Annotated in this window: 23 protein-coding genes and 1 pseudogene; 4 read left to right on the top strand and 20 right to left on the bottom strand. The window is 42.8% G+C overall.

The features are described from left to right. Positions 1-101: 101 nt before the first annotated feature. Positions 102-302 carry a hypothetical protein gene (locus AC3ZVC_RS05705; RefSeq protein WP_490066967.1) on the bottom strand — a complete coding sequence of 67 codons (201 nt, stop codon included), beginning with the start codon at positions 300-302 and terminating at the stop codon, positions 102-104. Beyond that, on the bottom strand, positions 299-661 hold the full coding sequence (gene ssb / locus AC3ZVC_RS05700) for a single-stranded DNA-binding protein (RefSeq protein WP_490066963.1): 363 nt from the start codon (positions 659-661) through the stop codon (positions 299-301). Before ssb ends, AC3ZVC_RS05705 begins: the two co-directional genes overlap by 4 nt. Positions 662-943: 282 nt before the next feature. Between ssb and AC3ZVC_RS05695 the strand changes: the two genes are divergently transcribed. Next, positions 944-1,399, top strand: coding sequence for a YwpF-like family protein (locus AC3ZVC_RS05695; protein WP_490066960.1), 456 nt, complete (start codon positions 944-946; stop codon positions 1,397-1,399). Between the two features lie 253 nt (positions 1,400-1,652). Here the strand turns inward: AC3ZVC_RS05695 and AC3ZVC_RS05690 are convergent, their stop codons facing one another. The 4 genes from AC3ZVC_RS05690 to fabZ all read right to left on the bottom strand — a co-directional run bounded on the left by AC3ZVC_RS05690 (position 1,653) and on the right by fabZ (position 3,317). After that, positions 1,653-1,826 (bottom strand): hypothetical protein, encoded by a 174-nt coding sequence (locus AC3ZVC_RS05690; RefSeq protein ID WP_490066957.1) that lies wholly within the window; start codon positions 1,824-1,826, stop codon positions 1,653-1,655. Next, positions 1,826-2,227 (bottom strand): hypothetical protein, encoded by a 402-nt coding sequence (locus AC3ZVC_RS05685; RefSeq protein ID WP_490066954.1) that lies wholly within the window; start codon positions 2,225-2,227, stop codon positions 1,826-1,828. Before AC3ZVC_RS05685 ends, AC3ZVC_RS05690 begins: the two co-directional genes overlap by 1 nt. Positions 2,228-2,414: 187 nt before the next feature. Further along, positions 2,415-2,726: a hypothetical protein gene (locus tag AC3ZVC_RS05680; protein ID WP_490066950.1), complete on the bottom strand. Its 312-nt coding sequence runs from the start codon at positions 2,724-2,726 to the stop codon at positions 2,415-2,417. Between the two features lie 162 nt (positions 2,727-2,888). Next, complete coding sequence (gene fabZ, locus AC3ZVC_RS05675; protein ID WP_490066947.1) at positions 2,889-3,317, bottom strand: 3-hydroxyacyl-ACP dehydratase FabZ; 429 nt, start codon at positions 3,315-3,317, stop codon at positions 2,889-2,891. A gap of 127 nt (positions 3,318-3,444) precedes the next feature. On the opposite strand from fabZ, the pseudogene AC3ZVC_RS05670 reads away from it, so the two are divergent. Continuing rightward, positions 3,445-3,585 (top strand): annotated as a pseudogene (locus AC3ZVC_RS05670) (DUF1963 domain-containing protein); the annotation flags it as partial. A gap of 182 nt (positions 3,586-3,767) precedes the next feature. On the opposite strand, the gene AC3ZVC_RS05665 reads toward AC3ZVC_RS05670, so the two are convergent. From AC3ZVC_RS05665 to spoIIID, 5 genes are all read right to left on the bottom strand, one after another. Further along, complete coding sequence (locus AC3ZVC_RS05665; RefSeq protein WP_490066945.1) at positions 3,768-4,037, bottom strand: DNA-directed RNA polymerase subunit beta; 270 nt, start codon at positions 4,035-4,037, stop codon at positions 3,768-3,770. An 18-nt stretch (positions 4,038-4,055) separates the two neighbouring features. Beyond that, positions 4,056-4,883: a flagellar hook-basal body protein gene (locus AC3ZVC_RS05660; RefSeq protein ID WP_490066941.1), complete on the bottom strand. Its 828-nt coding sequence runs from the start codon at positions 4,881-4,883 to the stop codon at positions 4,056-4,058. A 34-nt stretch (positions 4,884-4,917) separates the two neighbouring features. Further along, positions 4,918-5,754 carry a flagellar hook-basal body protein gene (locus AC3ZVC_RS05655; RefSeq protein WP_490066937.1) on the bottom strand — a complete coding sequence of 279 codons (837 nt, stop codon included), beginning with the start codon at positions 5,752-5,754 and terminating at the stop codon, positions 4,918-4,920. A gap of 448 nt (positions 5,755-6,202) precedes the next feature. Beyond that, on the bottom strand, positions 6,203-7,204 hold the full coding sequence (locus tag AC3ZVC_RS05650; RefSeq protein WP_490066933.1) for a rod shape-determining protein: 1,002 nt from the start codon (positions 7,202-7,204) through the stop codon (positions 6,203-6,205). 639 nt (positions 7,205-7,843) lie between these two features. Next, a complete protein-coding gene (gene spoIIID, locus AC3ZVC_RS05645; RefSeq protein ID WP_009332173.1) occupies positions 7,844-8,116 on the bottom strand; it encodes a sporulation transcriptional regulator SpoIIID in 273 nt (90 codons plus the stop codon). A gap of 724 nt (positions 8,117-8,840) precedes the next feature. Here spoIIID and AC3ZVC_RS05640 point away from each other — a divergent pair. Further along, the gene (locus AC3ZVC_RS05640; protein ID WP_490066926.1) at positions 8,841-9,488 is read left to right on the top strand and encodes a LysM peptidoglycan-binding domain-containing protein; all 648 of its coding nucleotides are present in this window, start codon (positions 8,841-8,843) and stop codon (positions 9,486-9,488) included. Between the two features lie 304 nt (positions 9,489-9,792). Here the strand turns inward: AC3ZVC_RS05640 and AC3ZVC_RS05635 are convergent, their stop codons facing one another. From AC3ZVC_RS05635 to spoIIQ, 7 genes are all read right to left on the bottom strand, one after another. Then, a complete protein-coding gene (locus AC3ZVC_RS05635) occupies positions 9,793-10,458 on the bottom strand; it encodes a 3'-5' exonuclease (RefSeq protein ID WP_490066922.1) in 666 nt (221 codons plus the stop codon). Between the two features lie 21 nt (positions 10,459-10,479). Continuing rightward, the gene (locus tag AC3ZVC_RS05630) at positions 10,480-12,390 is read right to left on the bottom strand and encodes a DUF294 nucleotidyltransferase-like domain-containing protein (RefSeq protein ID WP_490066920.1); all 1,911 of its coding nucleotides are present in this window, start codon (positions 12,388-12,390) and stop codon (positions 10,480-10,482) included. Next, positions 12,371-14,035: a sodium:solute symporter family protein gene (locus AC3ZVC_RS05625; RefSeq protein WP_490066918.1), complete on the bottom strand. Its 1,665-nt coding sequence runs from the start codon at positions 14,033-14,035 to the stop codon at positions 12,371-12,373. Before AC3ZVC_RS05625 ends, AC3ZVC_RS05630 begins: the two co-directional genes overlap by 20 nt. A gap of 95 nt (positions 14,036-14,130) precedes the next feature. Further along, positions 14,131-14,433, bottom strand: coding sequence for a DUF4212 domain-containing protein (locus AC3ZVC_RS05620; protein ID WP_490066914.1), 303 nt, complete (start codon positions 14,431-14,433; stop codon positions 14,131-14,133). Between the two features lie 150 nt (positions 14,434-14,583). Further along, on the bottom strand, positions 14,584-14,766 hold the full coding sequence (locus AC3ZVC_RS05615; RefSeq protein ID WP_144544436.1) for a hypothetical protein: 183 nt from the start codon (positions 14,764-14,766) through the stop codon (positions 14,584-14,586). Positions 14,767-15,152: 386 nt separating this feature from the next. Further along, complete coding sequence (locus tag AC3ZVC_RS05610; protein ID WP_490066911.1) at positions 15,153-15,758, bottom strand: pyroglutamyl-peptidase I; 606 nt, start codon at positions 15,756-15,758, stop codon at positions 15,153-15,155. Positions 15,759-15,904: 146 nt separating this feature from the next. Continuing rightward, a complete protein-coding gene (gene spoIIQ / locus AC3ZVC_RS05605) occupies positions 15,905-16,873 on the bottom strand; it encodes a stage II sporulation protein SpoIIQ (protein ID WP_490066909.1) in 969 nt (322 codons plus the stop codon). Between the two features lie 143 nt (positions 16,874-17,016). Here spoIIQ and AC3ZVC_RS05600 point away from each other — a divergent pair, with 143 nt between their 5' ends. Next, a complete protein-coding gene (locus AC3ZVC_RS05600; RefSeq protein WP_490066905.1) occupies positions 17,017-17,430 on the top strand; it encodes a VanZ family protein in 414 nt (137 codons plus the stop codon). Between the two features lie 100 nt (positions 17,431-17,530). Here the strand turns inward: AC3ZVC_RS05600 and spoIID are convergent, their stop codons facing one another. Then, positions 17,531-18,565, bottom strand: coding sequence for a stage II sporulation protein D (gene spoIID, locus AC3ZVC_RS05595; RefSeq protein WP_490066902.1), 1,035 nt, complete (start codon positions 18,563-18,565; stop codon positions 17,531-17,533). Positions 18,566-19,347: 782 nt separating this feature from the next. Next, entirely contained in the window at positions 19,348-20,658 is a 1,311-nt protein-coding gene (gene murA, locus AC3ZVC_RS05590; RefSeq protein WP_490066898.1) for a UDP-N-acetylglucosamine 1-carboxyvinyltransferase, read from the bottom strand. Between the last annotated feature and the right edge of the window lie 2 nt (positions 20,659-20,660).

Below are 20,660 nucleotides of genomic sequence, written 5' to 3'. Positions count from 1 at the left end.
CTCCCGGCACATCATGTACCGGGAATAGACGGGGAAGTTACGGGGATTTTATTGATTCTCTATAGGGAGGGAAAAATAGTGGACATTTATTTGCGGGATGGTTAATTCATGATGGTGAGTCGTCTTGGCGGGGGTGGTTCCTGGGGATGGCCGTTTTGCATGACGTTTTCCCGGAGAAGGTATTCGAGCTGAATGACGCGCTTGCTGAGGTCATCTACTCTTTGGTTGGATCTGCCCAGCATTTTTATCAGGCTTTCAAGCAAGGATTCCAGTGTTTGTTCTCTATCTGATGCTCTGTTCAAAAGGGCAGCTCCTCCTTTGTTACAGGAACCTCTTCTGTCTTCCGCGGATCAAGGAACCGGACTGATTCCGCTACCACTTCTGTTACGTATATCCGTTTTTTTTCCTGATTATCATAATGCCTCGTTTGGATTCTCCCGGTAATCCCGAGCAGTGAACCCTTGCGGCAATATTGGGAGGTGTTCTCCGCCGTCTTTTTCCATAATGTGCATTGCACAAAATCGGCATCGATTACACCTTGCTGGTTCCGGTAATGACGATTGACTGCCAGAGTAACATTCGTAACAGGGATTCCTTCCTGTGTCCGTTTCAATTCCGGATCCCTCGTCAGCCTGCCAACCAGTGTGACTTGATTTATCATGTATTCAACTCCTTTCTTGATGATCCCATCATAACTGCAGAGACACATCGGTGTAAAAATGCCAAAATTCGATTTCATTTGCGTTTTTTTTTGAAAAACACCCTCCAAAATTTAATTTTCAGCCCCTTTTTTCAGAAAAAAACTTTGAAAATTCAATTTTTACTACCCAGATAAATAAAATTCGACAAATCGCCAAATTCGCTTTCAGCCACTCCTGTGTTATAATTTTTATATATAATTATCGGAAAAGAATGATTAATAAAAAAGAGATGGAGGTAAAGGATGAAAACATTTAAACTTGTTTCCCTGCAGTTAGTGGAAGAAGACGGTCTGGTTGATATTGAATTGGATGATGGATTAATCATTAATAAAGAAGACGAAAAGAGCAACTGGCTGCTTGAGGCCTATATTGATAAGTCGTATCTTGATTATTTTAAAAAACGTGCTGACAATAAGGACGAGTTAATAATCCAAGTGGTAATTACGAAGCGAGAAAATGACCCGGCTGCATTCCAGACGAAAATTACCTCTATCAGAGAACTTGAAAACCACATTAGCATCCTTTTTGAAGGGTCTCTAAAAAGAACGAAAAACGATTACGCCGAACTATTGCTTCAGGACCTGCTCGGCAAAGGCTTTAAAGGAGACAATCTCCTTGATGAGTTTAAAGTCAAGATGCAAAGCAAACCGCGCCTTGCCACTGCCAAGAAACAAGATAAAGAAACTCCCGTTCAATAAAGACGGGAGTTTTTATTATTTAGGCTCTTTTATCATAGATTGTTGTTTTTGTTTATGAATTCTGCCCGTTGATTTCCGCTGCGGGCACTTGCTTTCCGCGGGGAGGGTTGCGAGCCTCCTCGGCTTCGCCTGCGGGGTCTCGCACTTCCCTCACTTCCCGCAAGAGTCAAGTGCCCTCCGCTACAATCAACTCAGTTGGATAAAATACGTTTTCCTTCAAAAAGCAACACGAAAACAGCCTTATTTATATATATTAATGCACTAACACACTGTCAAATACGTCCGTACCATCTGTCAGCTTTAATTGAAGCTGTTCTATGATATATTCGACATCCTGTTTGCGGTAATTGAGCAATGGAAGATCCTCTTGATAAGCCTGGTAATAAAGAATAGAGGCAATCTTAAGCTCCTCTTCCCCAGCAGGCATTAGCTGCTGCGCTTTTTTTTTAGTTCTTCCTTCATCACTTCAATCACATACTTGGCTTCCATTTTACAGGAATAGTTATAGTCTTCTTCAAGCTGTTCCTGAAGCTCTGCTATCTCATCCATTTGCTTCTCTGACGGCTTTTCAGATAAGATCTTATTGATGACCTCATTGATTTTGACAGCCAGCTCTTCATGAAAAACAGGATCCGCTTTCGTCTCCTCGCTGATCTGGCTATACCAGGATGCGTGGTTGATTATGTATTCGCGCCATTCTGCTACAAAGTTTTGCATATTAAATTTATCTTCAGTCCAATTAATTCCGTTCATATAAGATTCAAATGAAGTGGTGATCGAACGAGAAATACTGATTTTTATCCCCTGAGAAAGATCTTTAAACGCCATCCTTGTAAAAGTACCCCCCAATTGTTAAATCTAATCTATATATCCATATAATTCTTATCTTTAATCATATCATAAATACATTAACATAAGTGCGCAGGAAAAATTAAAAAAAGTTCTCAATATATGGTAAATTACCCATTTTTTAAACATAAGAAAAGGACAGGTTGTCCCTGTCCCTTACTTTTTACTATTCGTCTTTATTGTCTTCGTCTTGCATATCTTTATTGTCTTCTATAGCTTCTTCGCCCGGCTCGTTGTTGTCTTCCATAACATCACCGTCTTCGTCAGTGTTGATGTCATTGTCATCGCCGTTCTCATTTAATTCGTTGGTCATGTCGCCATTTTCACCATTTTCACCATTCATACCGCCATTTCCACCTTCATCTTCCATGATTGTATCGTCTTCTGGCGGCGGCTCCTGGTCATCTGTGGCACAGCCTGCTAAAAGCATTGCTGAAAGGACAGAACCTCCGATAAGTTTTAAAAGCTTTTTATTCATCGTAAAAGCTCCTTTCCTAAGTTGTATTTGTTGACCTGCTGCACTGGTCTTCCTTTATATTTCCCAAAAACCGAAACAACTTGCATAGATTTTTTGTTTCTTTTTAATTGCTTTTTTTCATAAAAAAATCCCGCACAGCATGTACGGGATTTCCAATAGATATTACCTTTCAATCGCAAACATAATCTCGGCTTCCATCGCCACTTCATCGCCCACTTTGGCAACTGCTTTTCCTTTTCCAATTCCTCTGCGGACAGAGAGTAATTCGACTTCCATGATAAGTGTATCTCCCGGGCGAACCTGACGCTTCCAACGGCATTTTTCAACACCAGCGAAAAATGCCAGCTTTCCTTTATATTCATCAAGAGACAGCAGAGCTACCGCGCCAGTTTGAGCGCACGCTTCCAAAGTAAGGCAGCCGGGAAATACGTTGTAATTAGGAAAATGACCATTAAAAACATCCTCATTTGCACTCACGTTCTTCTTCCCAACAGCTCTTTTTCCAGGCTCCAGCTCTTCAATGGAATCCACAAACAAAAAAGGATAACGGTGCGGGATGATTTCTTTAATTTCTTCAACATTTAATTTCAATGACTTTCGCTCCCTTATAGGTATGTAATAATTAGTACCAGATACTAATAATAGCTTACACTTATTTTACTAAAAAAAGCGACTTTGGCAAAGGGGTGGCTGATTTTAGGTAAGTTTTCGGCTTTTTATGTTTGGAGACGATGGCGCAGCTAACTTTTTTATTAAGAAAGCTGATTTGAAAAACCTTGATTTTTCAAATGTTATTTTCAATTGGGTTTGTCATAAAAAAAGGCAGAGGGCAGATCCTCTGCTTTTATTTATAAAATAGCTAATGTTAAACTTGTCTGCTGATTTCACCTACACGCCATCGCTTTTCCGCATGCTTTCCAAGAGCTCCTCTAGCCATAAGCCTGTGGGTTTGCCACTGGCTCGATTCACGATGGAGTCTCGTACCATGCAATTTAACATAGCCTCACAAAAAAAGAAGGCCACCGCCCTCCTTCTTTGCTTCTATTCCTTTTCAACCAGCTCCATTATATGTGTCCAGGTTGATTTTGCGAAAATGTCTTTCACTTCTCCGTTGCCCAATATCCCGTATCCGACAGCGGCTCCGGCCATAACGCTCAGGAAAATTAAAAGTGCTACAATAATAATCCGAAGCCAGATTGGAATGAGGCGAACGCGAATCCGCCCTTTACGCGGTGCTTCTTCTTTGCTGCGTTCTTTCTTCAGTTGTTCACGCGTCTTGACTGCTTCTTGATTACTGTTGTTTACAGACATTTTACTTTCCCCTTTTACCTAACGTATTCCGTTAACGAGGCCCATCATTTGATCGGCCATTGACACGGATCTTGATTGAAATTGATAAGCACGCTGCAGATTGATTAAATCTGTCATCTCTTTGGACATATCTACGTTGGATTGTTCAAGAGCGCCTTGTGCCATTCCAACTTGGCCGCGGAGAGCTCCGTTCAGCTCGGTAAAAATCTCCTCGCCCTCGATTCCATCTGGAAGCCCAAGCAGATTTCTGCCTTTTTGCTCCAGAAATTGCGGCTTGTTCATTTGGACAACACTTAGATTAAACTCCTGGACATCACCATTTGCCGCTTCTGCTATAAAACGTCCATTTTCAGTTACTTTATAATTTTTAGCTTGTCCATTTATTATAATTGAATTGTTATTTTCATCAAGGACAGGATAACCGTCTCCTGTCACGAGCATTGTCTCATTTTCTGAAACTGGTGTTAAGTAAAAAGCACCGTCTCTTGTAAAACGGACAGCTGTGCCCGCATCGGTCTGTTCAAGCACCCGGAAGTACTGGCCTTCCTTTGTAAAAGCCAGATCAAGCGGACGCTCTGTGGCTTTAATTGCTCCCTGCTTCATAACGATTTGGGATTGCGCCAGCTTTGCCCCAACACCCTGCCGAATGCCTGCTGGTGTTAATCTTCCAACTTCGAAATCCTGATTCTTTTGGTTATTGTATTGCTGGAAAAGCAGGTCGGTAAAATTGGCTTCCTTGCGCTTATAGCCAGTTGTATCGATATTCGCCATATTATGGCTGACGATATCCATCTGCTTCTGCAGCTGGGCGAGCGTATTGGTCGCTGTAATCATCGTTCTGTTCATATTTCTCCCCCCTTAATGGGTTTGCTGCGGAACCTTACCCGATCCGGCCAACTTCATTAGCCGCTTTATCCATACTGCGATCATAGGCCTGAAGGACCTTTTGATTGGCCTCAAAAGAACGGTAGGCAGTCAGCATATCTGTCATCGTTCTGGATGCATCCACATTAGAGCGTTCCAGATAGCCCTGCTGCAGCTTGAATTGTACACCATCTGCATTATAGGCTTCTTCAACAACACTCGCCTCAGTAGCAGCGAACAGGCCGTCGCCTTCTTTCCTCAAACTCTCAGGGTTTTCAGCAAAGGCAATTCCAAGTCTAGCTGTTTCGCCAGCTTCACCGGTTAAGATACCATCGTCATTTACAGTAAATCTGTCGCTGGAAAGCTGAATCCGCTCGCCTTCATTATCCAAAATATATAATCCGCTGGCAGTCGTTAAAAAGCCATCGCCAGCGATTGTAAAATTTCCGTTCCTTGTGTAGCGCGGCTGGCCATCAGTACCTGATACTGTATAAAAAACGGAACCTCTAAGACCGCTTTCGTTTTCCGGCATATTGATATCCAGAAGAGCCAGATCAGTGTTTAAGCCCGTATCCTTTAAATCTCCCTGCATAAAAGATGGCAGGGTCTCCTGCATATATACACCTGTGTTAAGGCTGCCGATCCTTTTGTTTAAAGGAAGATCTAAACCTCCTTCAGCGGAAACGGACTGCTGGTCAAACCGCTGCAGCAGCATTTCGGGAAAAGCCCTCATACTCGTTTGGTCAGCCTTAAACCCCGGGGTATTGGCATTAGCCATATTATTTGTCAGCACTTCCGTCCTCCGCTGCTGGGCAAGCATCCCGGAAGCCGCCGTATAAAAACCTCTAAACATCGAGTTCACCTCTAAAATGAAAAGCCAATTTTTTCAACCAAATCCGCACACTTATTCACGATACTTCTATTATAGGAAAATTTCCGATAATAAACATTAAAAATTTGAAGAAAAAAGTCAGAATTTGAAAAAATTTGTACCTCTCTTTTAAATCGGCTCGAATTGTTAAATCTTTACTTAAAAATTGGCTTTGTTTAACTAGGCTGCTGATTTCCGCTCCATACGTTCGCTTTCCCGGGGCAGTCCGATACTCCTCAGCGCCTTGCGCATGCGGGGTCTCCCTTTGACTTGCTTCTTCCCGCTGGACGTTGAATCAGCGTCCTCAAATGAACACTGCACGAGAGAAATCAAATCTACTTTCGAGGATTATACACCTTCCGCTATAACACTGAGCTTTAATCGTGCCAAAAAAGCAAAAAACCCGCCAATAAAGGCAGGTTCATTCTTTTTAAATAAGCTTTCTTTTAGGAAGCTTATCAATATTATCAAGCATAATGCCTGTTCCGATGGCCACACAATCCATTGGATTTTCAGCAATGAGGACTGGCACTTTCAGCTCTTCAGCCAGCAGCTGATCAATGCCGTGGAGCAGCGCGCCGCCGCCTGTTAAAATAACGCCCCGGTCAATGATGTCTGCAGATAATTCTGGCGGTGTACGTTCAAGTACACTTCTCGCAGCTTGTACGATCACAGCTACTGACTCGCTTAAAGCTCCTTGAATTTCTTCTGAACGAACGGTAATCGTTCTTGGAAGACCTGAAACCATGTCCCGGCCGCGGATCTCCATTTCTTCGCTTTTAGACCCAGGGAAAACAGTACCGATTGTCGTTTTGATATTTTCAGCTGTTCTTTCCCCGATTAGGAGCTTGTACTCCTTTTTAATATACTGAAGGATTTCATTATCAAACTTATCTCCGGCCATCTTGATGGATGAAGATGTCACAATGTCACCCATTGATAAAACAGCAACATCCGTTGTACCGCCGCCGATATCCACGACCATATTTCCGCTAGGCTGGAAGATATCCATCCCTGCTCCAATCGCAGCTACCTTTGGCTCTTCTTCAAGATAAACTTTTTTGCCGCCGCTTTTTTCAGCAGCTTCTCTAATAGCCTTTTGTTCAACACCTGTGACATTTGTCGGACAGCAAATTAAAATACGGGGCTTGGACAAAAAGCCTTTGACGTTTAATTTGTTGATAAAATGCTTCAGCATCGCTTCCGTTACATCAAAGTCAGCAATAACTCCATCTTTCAGCGGACGGATGGCCACGATGTTTCCCGGTGTACGGCCGACCATGCGGCGCGCTTCTTCGCCCACAGCCAGCACCTTATTCGTATTTTTATCAATCGCCACAACAGACGGTTCATTCAGCACAATTCCGCGGCCTTTAACGTGGATCAGCACGTTCGCCGTTCCTAAATCAATCCCTATATCCCTTGCAAACATTTCTTTTCGTTCCTCCTTGCACAAATGGCCAGCTTACGTCCGCAGCTTTGAAGGCTCTCTCTATTTCGGCTTTCTGAAAGCGAACTTCGCTTTTAATTTTTTGATTCTGTTTAACTTGCTTGTTGATTTCCGCTCCAATCAACAAAGTGCATAAGTCAATATTGGGCTTCAACACAGCTAAGTTTTTAATAATTCATTCGTTAGTTTTCTTTACACAGCAGATTAAGCCACGCAAAAAAATCAGTTCTTTTTCCTAAAAAGAAATGATCTTGCCTGACACTCTTTGGCGTCCTAGTCATTACGAACCAGGTTCTATCCTAATTTTATATTTTAACACATTCCTTGTGAATACAGTAACATTTTGTAAAAAACTGTGTGACTTTTTGAGGAATTTTGTCGTAAAAAGAGGATTAAATGAAGGCGACTTATGAAGGGGCTTAAAAGCATAAGGGAAGGCCACATTGCCGGCCAAAAAAACAACTTATGATCTCGAGCCCCCGGGAGCCGCTGTGAGGTTATTCATAATTCTTTAAATTTGGGACTGCACAGCTTTAAAGGAAGCTGCCAAAGCAACTGTAAAGCTCGGCTAAAACGCTGATTTCCAGCAGGAGACGCCTGAGCGGGCGCCTTGCGCTATTCTCATTTAACTGGCTCTTCTTCCATTTCTTCTTTTTTATACTTCATTTTTGTGGCTTCACCACCGCGCAAATGGCGAATCGATTTATGATAATCCAGTATTTCCTTTACTTCGTTTGCCAGTTCAGGATTGATTTCAGGTAGTCTTTCCGTTAGGTCTTTATGGACTGTACTTTTGGATACGCCAAACTCCTTCGCGATTACGCGAACCGTTTTTTTCGTCTCCACGATATACTTTCCAATCTTGATAGTTCTCTCTTTGATGTAATCGTGCACACCACTCGCCCTCCCCGATTTGGATGTGAGAAGTGTGAAATGAGACTCGCTTTTTGCTTGGTTCGATACTGTATTCCGCATGGCCCCTGCTTTTGCAGACACTAGATAGGATTTAATCTGCTTACATGCGGCTGAGAGCAAAAGCCCTCAGCTTGCGATAATTAAACATGTCCTCAACTTATTCAGTGGTTTCAGTAAAACGATCCCTCACCTCATACATTCTCTTTGTAAGGTTTGTAACAGTTTATTAGCTTGGTTGACGTAATATGCACGAAAAACTCAATAGGGACAAGGTTTTGTGTAAATTTTTTGAAAATAGGACATCTGAAGGCTAAAAACAGGAAATGTTTTCATTAAATCCTTTGGGGTAAAAAATAACAAACAGGCTAAAGACCAATGTGTTGTTACCTACATAATTTCCAGTTAGATCCCTACACCTAGGTATAATTCCTGGTAGTTCGACAGATATAGTCTTTGCTGAAATGCAATATTTTTCTGTAAATGCATTTCTTATCTATCAGATAAATTCAAGAATATGAGAAAACACCATACAAAATAGCTAATTGAAGTTTCTTAAAAAAGGTAAAATGATGCTGTTCTAATGGCGTTCTCAAAGGATTTATTCCCTATTGTGATCGCTATATTTAGAATTTATATTCATATTTATGGTTATATGACCACTATATTCCAACAAACTATTCATATAGATAGGATGATTTTTGAAATGCAAACAACGATCATGCAAACACGTAAAGATAGGATTCTTGATGAAAAGAGAAAGCAGGCAAAGTCACGAAGAATGAAAGCTGCCAGTACGGCTTTTGCTGCTGCTATCGCAGCCACCAGTTTAAACGCTGCTCCAAAGGATACCCACGCACTTGTTGATACCTATACAGTTCAAAAAGGAGACACCCTTTACCGGATTTCCAAAGAGCATGATATGACTGTCGAAGAATTGAAAGCGGTTAACAAACTAAAGTCTAATATGATTTACCCCGGACAAAAGCTAGAGGTTCGATCAGAGAGGCACACAGAGGAAACGTTCCTGCAGCATGCAGCTATCTATACGGTTGTGCCAGGAGATACATTATGGGGAATTGCTAAGCGTTATAACATGTCCGTAACCGAGCTAAAAACGCTTAACAATCTCAAAAGCGATATGGTGCTCATCAGCCAAAAGCTCATCATTAAGGAGGACATCGCTTTTACAACGGCAAACATTGTGGGTGCTGCCGATTACTTTACTGTTGAATTTAAAAATGACTTCTTTAGATTACAGGTTCCCTACGGAACAGCTCAGTCTTATCAAAAAATGTCCGGGGAACAAGTAGTTGTGGCTCATAAAAATGGGGCCTTGATTAATATTCAGTAAACAAACATACGTAAAGCCGGATTCCTGTTGGGATCCGGCTTTTGTATATCAATTGGCGATCTTCTTTAGTTCACTTCATTGGCACTTTCTCCTGGTCAACGGCACTATTCGCACTCATGAGTGCCTTTCACCCGCTCTTTCTCCCGGTCAACGGCACTATCCACCCTCTGAAGTTCCCGCCCTCGGCTCTTTCTTTACTCTTCGGGAAACTATCCAACCACTCAGCTATTAATCCTGACCTTAAACCATCCCCCCATCATCACTCACCCGCCCACCAACATGTCAACCACTATACATTCTCCCTTTAAAACTGCATGGATCTCATCTGGCTGTCGGTTGCTTTGATCAGTTCTCCCCAGGTGTTATAGCCTCTGTCTTTAAACTGTAGAAGCAATTCAACAAATAGGTAGGCAGTGGTTAGTGCATCCCCTACTGCACTATGGCGCTCATAAATTCTGGTGCCAAATGCCATAGCGTACCTCTCGAGATCCCGCATGTCATAGGACGGGGCGATAAAGCCAATTAAATCGAGGGTGTCTATAGTCAGGAAATTTTTCAAAGCAAGCTTTTCCCGTTTAAATTCGCTTTTCAGGGCAAGTGCATCAAAACTGACATAGTGGCCGACCAGGCAGACCGTTTCCCTTGATTCGACATAATCAAAAAAGCTCATCATAGCCTCTAATGCTTGCGGGGCGCCTTTTACCCGTTCGGCGGAAATAGAGGTCAATTCTGTTATTTCCCGAGAAATTTGTCGATTTGGGTTCACATATGTTTGAAAAACATACTTGTCACACACTTCCAGACCCCTAACCGGAACTGCGCCAATTTCAATAAGCCGGTCTATTGTTGAAACCTGAAATCCCGTGGTTTCCGTATCAAACACAACAAATTTCAGTTCCTCCAAGGGTGTTGACAGCGGAATATTTTCATAGGTTAAGGAACATGCTACATTTTTTCTGCGAAAAAACATTACCAGCCTCCTTCTTGAGAGTTATATTGAAAAGTGTATAAACACCTGGCTCTGCAGCTCCCTTAATGTTTTTAAGCTTAAAATCAATTCTTCCTTTTCGCGTGTTGACAATCTTGCAAACGATACAACGGATGTTAGCTCACTTCCCGCTTTCGCCTGCTGCCAACGCTGGGTAACATACATGGTCAGGATGGTGCTTACTGCTTCCTTCAGGTCCAAAGCAAACTCCCTGGAAATAACCTGTTTCTCCTTCAGAAAATCTATTTTTTCAACCGGTGTCCCCGATTGTTTTCCATGCAATAGAGATAAAATTTGCAGACTGTGATGATATGGAAACAAAACTTCTTTTTTCATATCAATGCTTTTCCGTTCAAGTTTAAATAAAGACCGGATTGGCTGGTCCAGGGTCGGAATCGGATTCTCCTTTTCAAGCTGTGCCAGCCGGTACAAAAAGATCCTCGACCTTTTCATCTGCTCAGCAATCATTCTTTCAAAGTTCTCATGCAATCTCTCAGAGCCAGTAATCAGCCGGTACGAAAAGAAATTCTGGGCTAATAATAGATTGTCGTTAGTAGATTGCAGCCTCCATTTTAGCAGTCTATCTTCCCACACAGCCAATGAGCCGCGCCATTTCAGTTCACTGCACATCATTAATCCTTTACAGCGGGCATATCCTGCCGCTTCCATATTGGATGTAATCTCTCTTCCCAGTTCTTCAAAATAAGCAGAGGCTTCCTCTCTATGATTTTCATAGACCAGGAAATGGTCCTGATCGGTGAGCATAAACTGTTCACCCCGGCCGCTGCTGCCCATTTGATAAAAGGCAAATTCACATGGCCTTTGCTTGCCTTTTTCCTGCAGATTTTTAATAGAGAGCTCTACTATTCTGCCTACAAGGCGGTCATAAAGCTTTGTTATGATTTCAAAGGTTGTCAAAATGGGAACCCGATCCCTTATTAGCGTATCGATTACCTCATAAATGGCATTTTTCACCTGTGGAAGACTGTCCTGGTCCGCCTGTTCAATCTTCTGGATCGTTTTCATGACATTCTCGTTTTTCTTCCTCAGCAAATCTGATAGAGTAACAATTCCAACTACCTTGGAATCCTCCACAACAGGCAAGTGCTTAATTCCTTTTGAAAAGATGAGTGAAATCGCATCATAATAATAAGCAGACCTTGATATCGAGACAGGGTCTGGTGTCATAATCGTACGGGCTTCGGCTGATAACTCGATTCCCCTGGCAACCACCCGCTCAACCATGTCCCTTTCCGTAATAATCCCTTTTAATAAATCATTTTCTATGACCAGCACAGAGCTCGTTCTCATTTTATGCATCAAACGGGCTGCCTTTTGGACACTCTCTTCCGGATGAACAGCAGCAACCCCTTCACTCATCACATCCTGGACACGTATCATAAAGGCGTCATTTTCTCCGTAATCCGTAGCGAGCTTTACCTGTTCGGCCAGAGAGGTATAAATATCTTTTAATCGTATGGCAACCTGCGTCAGGAGATAATCGTGGACTGCCGGGTCATCCCATCTTCTTGTAACCACTTCAAACGGGATGTACATCGCCCTTAAAGCACTCACCGCTTTCACTTCAACCATCACATCGGTTTTCACTGGCTTTGAAACGCCAAGGAAGTCAGCAAGGCTTGAAAATCCAATCATTTCGCCTTTTTGGACAACCTCGAGAACCTCCTCGTGTCCATGGGTTTCATTTTTCACAAAAACCTCTGAAAGACCTTCTAAAATGAGCAGAAGGCCTTCCCGGGGTTTATCTTTTTTTAGCATGATTTCATTTTTTTCGTATTGGCGGACTTCGCATAATGATAGAAGTGAAAGGGCTGTGTCAGAGTCCACCCCTCTGAAAAAGGGGTGAAACCGCACAGCCTCCAATTCGTATAAACTAGACGGATCCATCATCATTCAGCCAAACTTCACCGTTTTTATAAACCATTTGCTCTGGATAGCGAAGATCCATAACCTCATCCTGAATCTTTTGCGAAGGAGCTGCTGTCATTAGGGAAACAACGATGTTGGCGATAAATGCAGCTGCAGCACCAAAGACGCCCGCACCTGTATCAATGATCCCAAGGATTGTAAATCCGCCATATTTTGCTGCAAAGATGTATGCCAATGTCACACCCAGTCCGACGAGCAAGCCGGCAATAACACCCTGTGAGTTTGAACGCTTCCACCATACACCCAGTACAAGCGCCGGGAAGAAGGTTCCTGTTGCAAGCGCAAATGCCCAGGCAACAATCTGTGTGATCGCTCCTGGAGGGTTAAGCGCGATAAGTCCTGCCAGGAGAGTTGCCACAACTATTGACCAGCGTGCTACAGATAGACGAGTTTTTTCAGTTGAGTTCGGCTTTAGCACTCGATAGAAGATATCGTGGGCAAAAGCGGAAGAAATGGCAATCATTAAACCGCCGGCAGTTGATAATGCTGCCGCCATTGCACCTGCTGCTACCAGACCGATGACAAACAAACCAAGGTTGGCAATTTCCGGTGTTGCCATAACGACAATATCATTCGAAATGATTAATTCGTTCCACTGAAGAACGCCATCTCCATTTCCATCTGCTACTTGAAGCTTGCCTGTATCCACCCATGTCTTGGTCCATTCAGGCAGTTCGGTGATTTTGCTGCCTGCAACCTTTGTCATAAGGATGAAACGGGAGAAAGCAGCGTATGCAGGAGCTGACAGGTAAAGCAAGCCGATGAATAGCAAGGCCCATGCACCTGACCAGCGGGCAGCTTTCATCGTTGAAACCGTATAGAAACGGACGATTACGTGAGGAAGCCCGGCTGTACCGGCCATTAAAGTAAACATAAGCGCCAGGAATTGCCATTTCGTTCCATTTGTAAACGGTGCAAAGTATTCAGAGATTCCCAGTTCACGATCCAGCTCACCCATTTTACCGACAAGCTCACCATAAGAAAGCCATGGTGCCGGGTTCCCTGTAATTTGCAGGGACATGAATACAACCGGAATGATATAAGCAATAATTAAAATGACATATTGTGCAACCTGTGTCCAAGTGATCCCTTTCATTCCGCCGAAAGCAGCGTAAAAGGCAATAAGGACAACGCCAATCATTGTTCCAAGCTTAGCGTCAATTTCAAATAAACGGCCAATAACCACTCCTGAACCGGAAAGCTGGCCGATGGAGTATGTGAAACTGATAATGATCGTACAAATCGCCGCTATCACACGGGCTGTATGGCTATCAAAACGGTCTCCGATAAATTCAGGAACCGTGTAACGGCCGTATTTTCGCAGCTGTGGAGCCAAAAGGAATGTCAGCAGCAAATATCCGCCTGTCCATCCCATAATGTAGGCAAGTCCATCATAGCCAAGAAGCATGATCGTTCCAGCCATACCAATAAACGATGCAGCACTCATCCAGTCAGCGCCGATTGCCATCCCGTTAAATATGGGCGGGATTCCCCGTCCGGCAACATAGAAATCCGATGTTACTTTTGCTTTGTTATAAATGGCAATTCCAATATATAAAGCAAATGTGGCTAAAATAATGGATAATGAGACCAAAAATTGTGTATCCAAATGCCATCCCCCTTTTTCACAATGCTAAATTTTTCATGACGCCCCTTTATATCTCTCTTTTAAAGCCGCTCGAACAGCCGCTCATTTTTTCTCTATTAATGATCAAACACTTTTCCGGAACTGATCTGCTTATTCTTTTCTTCGTCAATTCCGTATTTCCGGTCAATGGCATCACCCATCTTGGCATTGACAAACAGCAGGATGATAAAAGTCAGAACTGCTCCCTGTGCACCCATAAAATAATGGAACGGGAAACCATTAATGGTAATATCACTTAAAGGCTCAGCAAAAAAGACGACTCCAAAGGAAGCCAGAAATCCAATAGCAAAATAAATGATCATATTCCGAGTCTTTTCACGAAAATAACTGTCAGCTACTTTCTTCTCAATTTTCTTCACAACTCCACCCCCGGTTAAAATGATTGGATTTACATGAATGCATAATTGCTGGTAAACAGGTTTTCAGCGTGTGGAACCACTCCTTTTGAAAACAACTGCAGCAGTTGCTGCTATTTGACCGGATCCGTTTACCGGACCCGGAAAAAACCATTACCTCAAACTGAAAATAAATTTGACTGTTTCCATAAATGGGGCTGGGACTAGGATGATTTGAACGAGGAAGTAGGCAAAAATGGATAGGAATGGCACAGCAAGGAAGATTGGCTTTTTCTGTCTTAAAGCAAGAAAAAGGCAGACACCGGTAATCACCATTAAAGACAATAAAGTAAGCAAGTTTGTTTCCCCCTTTTTTAAAGAAAGCGCTATCATTTTTTGTCGCTTTCTGCTTTAAGTTTGGAATGGCCGTATGGGTGTTCGTTTTCTGATTAAACTAAATTTTAAGAAAATTTATACTTCATTATGTACAAAAATCTTTTCTAGGTCAAGTATATGCTGCAAATATATTTATATTTTTTTTGTAAGGATAAAGATGAGAGGGCGGCAAGGCTTGACAGGAAAGGTTTTGCCTTTATTTATCAGCCATTGTACACGTTCGGACTTTACTTAGAACTTTAGGGTATTAGAGGAAAACACTATAGCGGTGATAATAACCTGTGTCTAAATTACTATTTCAATAATTTATTTTATCAATTTTAAAAGGAGCCAAACGGCTTGGCTCCCTAATCAAGTTCTTCTATTATTAATGTGATTGCCTTTAGCAGGTCAGCGTCCGACCAGCTTGCCATGCTCTTTTTGCTGGCAGCAGCCAGCGCATGTGACGCAGGGATATGTACAAAGCCGGCAGGTATGTCTTTGCCAGATAACTTAAGCTCATGAAGTACGGAATACATAACATTATTGCATAGATAGGTTCCAGCTGTATTTGACACTGCCGCAGGATATCCTGCCTCTTTTAATCTATTGACCATCCGGCGAATTGGCAGGGTGGAAAAATACCCATCAGGCCCATTCTCCTCTATTGGATTGTCCTCAAGGGTAACTCCTCTATTATCCGGTTCCCCGTCCTGGCAGTTGATCGCAATCCTTTCAGGCGTGATGGCTGTACGCCCGGCAGCCAAGCCCAGTGAAATAACGGCATTCGGATTTTCATCGGCTACCGCCTCTGCTATCTTCTTAGGTGCCTGTTCGAAATCAACGGGTAAATGCAGGCCCCTTATTTCATAGTTTCCAACCTTTTGACCATCTAACTCTTTCACAATCATCTCGGTCGGATTGATCGGAAAATCAAGAAAAGGCTCAAACCCCGTTAAAAGCAACTTCTTCATACTAAGCTCCCCCTGTACAACTTTTCGTCTTTCGAAATATTATACAGGATTGGTTCAGAATTGTCGAAAAAATAGTGCATTCGACAAAATTCGGGTGGTACCTGGTACCCAAAAAAGAGCCCGCCATCATGGCGGACTCCCTATTATTATGCGTCAGTAGATTCAGTCTTTTCTTCTTCGACTTGGTCGTCAGTTTGACCTTCGTCTTCAGAGTTTCCAGCTGGATCTTCTTCTGTGTCAGTAGATTTGTCTTCGTCAGTTTGGCCGGCATCTTCATCTGTAGTGCCAGGTTCTTCAGTAGAGCCTTCTTCTTCAGTTGTGCCAGACTCTTCTGTAGACTTATCTTCAGAAGGAGCAGCTTCGTCGTTTTCTTCAGTTGCACCGCTGTTGTCAGCAGCATCTGTTTTATCAGATGTGTCTAACTCTTGTAAAGAGCTTAGCGGCTTATTGAAGTAATCAAGCGGATTGACCGGCACTCCATCTTTGCGGATTTCAAAGTGTACGTGAACACCTGCTTCTTCATTAAACAAGCTTTCGCCTGCTTTAGCAAGAGCATCACCTTGTTCTACCTGGTCGCCAACCTCAACATTCATCTCTGTAACAGATTGATATTGTGTTACAATTCCTTTGTCATGCTCAACTTCAATGACATTGCCCAACAGTGCATCTTCTTCTACTTTTTTCACAGTTCCGCTTAATGCAGCTAGTACATCAAACGTTTCTCCATCCTTTGTGGCAATATCAATACCTGTGTTCGGATGGTATGTGTTATTGTAAAATACTAGAGCAGCTTCCTGTTCTTCAGCTTTGCCGTCATAGTCATAGAATTGTTTTTGAATGACAGCTGAGTCTGGATCCTGAACAGGCATTACGAAGTTTTCCATAGCACGGTTAACTTCTAATGCTGGCTCATCGTACTTCTTACCGGTAATATCAGTGGCTTCATAGTCGTAGCTGTCTGTGTCTGTAGCGTTGTCACTGCTTTGGTACCAAAGAACACCGGTTAGAATGATTGCTGCACTTGCAATGTAGATAGCTGGGAATGCCCACCGCTTTTTCATAAAGCGTTTAAAGCTGGAATCTTGAGAAGATCGTTTCTTTTCTTCCTCTCTCATTTATCATCACCTCAGCAATCAGTCTGAACAGATTGAGAGGATTATATACATTCTGCAAAAAAATTTTTTTGGGTTTATTTTTCGACAAAGGTTTTATTATTATGCATGATATAAGAAAAAATTTTTAAAGGAGTTTTTGGAATATGTTTAAGTGGATCATTAGAGTTCTTCCCTTCCTATATATGGTGCTGATCTGGACTCTATCCGGCCTGCCGCATAATGCCGTGGTGGAGCTGCCCGATTCGGCAGTCGACCGGTTTATAAAAGAATCCCTGCATCTCATTGAATTCGGCATTCTCTATGTTCTATTCGTTTTTGCTGCGTTAACTGCAGGCAAGCTGACTCCTGCAATGAATATTCTTCTGGCAGTTCTTGCCTGCCTTTACGGGATCCTGGATGAGATTCATCAATCCTTTGTCCCTTACCGTTCTGCTACCCTTATCGACGCAGTAAAGGACATTACAGGCGTTTTGGTGTGCTGGTATTTTATAAGCCGCGCTCTTTACCATGGCCGGTTTAAAAAGCTTGCTTTCATTCTTTCTTATTTTAAAAAGTAGGCTGTCTTAGATTATCCGGTTGATTTCCGGTTCCAACTCAGCAATATGCAGCCAACAGGCAAATGAAAAGGCTGATTCTAAAATAGAACCAGCCTTTTTGTTATTTTTTTGCAGTGATTTTCGTAAGCAATTGATCAGAGGCTGCAATCTCAACACCTTGATAATAATGGGAAACAATTTCTTTATAATTTTTTCCTTCAGATGCCATCCCATTTGCGCCGTATTGACTCATGCCGACGCCATGGCCATAGCCTTGTGTATTAATAATGATATTGTCGCCCTTTCGTTCCCAGGTGAAGTCCGTTGATTTCAGGCCAAGCTTTTCCCTGATGTCTTTGCCGCTGACAACCTTCCCGTTAATCTCCACCTTGGCCACCCTCTGGCCCGCTGTCCTTTCGGTCACATTGCCAATCGTGCTATTGTTAGGAAGCTTCACACCCAGTTTCTTTTCAAACTCCTGAACCGTGATAACCTCTCTTCCATTAAACTTCGGTGACTGCAAATCCCACTTACTTTCCACACTTTTTAAATAAGGAACTGAATTTGGCCAGATGGCCTCAGAATTCTCGGTAAAGCCATTGCTTGTTGAAAAAAAGGATGCTGTTATTGGAGATCCGTCAAAAGTGAGGATCTGTCCTCTCGTTTCATTAACTGCTTCTCTTACCTTTTGGATTTTCCATTTGTAGTCAGGTCCCCAAACCTGCTTCAATTCATTTTCATTTTTATAAACCTGATGGACGACCGTATCATAGACAAGCGCACCTCCAGGCATATTTGCTTTATTCTCATTCAGCATTTGTTCAACAATAAAAGTCCTCGCTGCCAGTGCCTGTGCCTTCAATGCTTCTTTTTCAAATTCAGCCGGCATTTCCGATGCGACAACACCGACAATATAGTCCTCCAATGGAACGGTCTCAAGCTTCTTTTGTGCCAGGCGATAGACACCTACCTCTATAGCAGGCCCTTGTGGGATATCCGCCGTCTCTGTTTTCTTCTGTTGCTCCTGTTTTAGTTCCTCGCCGAGCTTCCCGCTCACTGTCCCCTCTGTAAAAGGAATCACAAGCAGAGCCGGAACTACAAGAGTGACGGCAAACAACAATGCGGCTAGTACGATGAATGGTTTGAATTTTGTCATGTTTTAAGCCTCCATAGCAAAAAAATAATTCTAACTCACTTCATATTTATGGCTATGGACAAGCTAATATGACAACTTAATGAGCTTGGTGGCTTTTTTATGAAAATGGGCATATGCAGATGGCTCGGCGCGGTTTTCTGCCGATATTGGTTGGCGTTTTTGAGTAAAGTTGTGAGGGCTAACCGATTCTTTTAAAAAAACAGTTCGCGGCATTACCAAAACCCGCCTTCATCCGCTAATTAAGCATATTATTATTTTTTATCTAACATATTTCGAACTTTACCTAACACATTTCCTGTTTTATCTAACATGTATTACGATTTATCTAGCATGTTTCGAAATTTATCTAACATTACACACAATTTACTGTCCGCAAAACCGGTTTCTGCGTCACTTTTTCCTTTTTATGCTTCACATATTAAACTTACGGCACTACTTTTAAAATTTATGCGTAATTTCCATTCATTTACACACCACTTTTTTAATATATGCATTACTTCCCGCCATATCAGACTTTCCCATGACCAAGGTCCAGAATCGGGGCGGGATACAGTATCAGGCGGGCAGTTTTACTGGGGCGGTCGCCTCCTAACCTCATGAAGAAATCCAGATTCAGACTTTCCCAACCGGGCCAACACCGCCAGCACACTTCCAGCCAAATCAAAAAACCGCAGAATCGATTTGTCAGACTTCTGACAGCTCGATTCTGCGGTTTAGGGTAGGAATGCACGCAAGGCGACTATTTTATGACGACTCTCAAAGGCCGCCTTGATTGGCATTTCTTATGCGTTCATGTCAGAAACATAGCTATCTTTAGCCGGTGTTTCTTCCACTTCTGTAATACGTTCGATATCAGCGCCTAGTGCGGCAAGCTTTTCGTGGAAGTTTACATAACCACGGTCAAGATGCTTAAGCTCTGTTACGCGCGTTACACCGTCTGCAACCAATCCAGTCAGGATTAGAGCAGCAGCTGCACGAAGGTCAGTAGCTGCAACCTCTGCGCCCTGCAGGTTGCTTGGTCCGTTCATGATCACAGAACGTCCTTCGATTTTAATATCAGCGTTCATGCGGCGGAATTCCTCCACATGCATGAAGCGGTTTTCAAATACTGTTTCCGTAATCACACTTGTGCCCTGTGCGTGAAGCAATAAGGCCATCATTTGTGATTGCATGTCTGTCGGGAATCCTGGGTGAGGCATTGTTTTAATATCAACAGCCTTCAGCTTATCTGGACCCAATACACGGATTCCTTCCGCTTCTTCAATAAATGTAACACCCATTTCTTCCATCTTCGCAATTAAAGAAGTGGAGTGCTCCGGCACAGCGCCTTTTACAAGAACGTCTCCGCCTGTAATGGCCGCTGCCACCATGAAAGTTCCAGCTTCAATGCGGTCAGGAATGATGTTGTGATCTGCACCAAACAGAACATCAACACCTTCAATGCGGATGGTTCCAGTTCCTGCACCTTTAACCTTGGCACCCATTTTATTCAGGAAATTAGCCAAGTCAACAATCTCAGGTTCCTTCGCCACGTTTTCCAAAATGGTTGTACCCTTGGCCAATGTAGCAGCCATCATAATATTTTCCGTAGCGCCTACGCTAGGGAAATCTAGATATATTTTTGCTCCATGCAAGCGGCCTTCTGGTGCTTCCGCTTCAATAAAGCCATTTCCAACCTTTACTTTCGCACCCATCGCTTCAAAGCCTTTTAAATGCTGGTCGATTGGGCGGGAACCGATTGCGCAGCCCCCCGGCAATGCTACACGAGCACGGCCGTTTCTTGCTAATAAAGATCCCATGACTAAAACTGAAGCACGCATTTTGCGTACATATTCAAAAGGTGCTTCTACCTTCAACTCTCGAGATGCATTTACGATTACTGTATTATTTTCAAACTCCACTTCGGCGTTTAAATAGCGTAATACTTCATTAATAGTATATACATCGGAGAGTGTTGGGACATCACGAATTACGCTTTTGCCATCACTTGCTAACAGTGTTGCGGCGATAACCGGTAAGACAGCATTTTTTGCTCCTTCTACTTTGACAGTACCGCTTAACCTATTTCCGCCGCGGACGATGATTTTATCCAAAG

It is taken from the genome of Cytobacillus sp. C11.1 (genome assembly GCF_058145115.1).
This window is presented reverse-complemented; position numbering and strand designations above follow the sequence as displayed.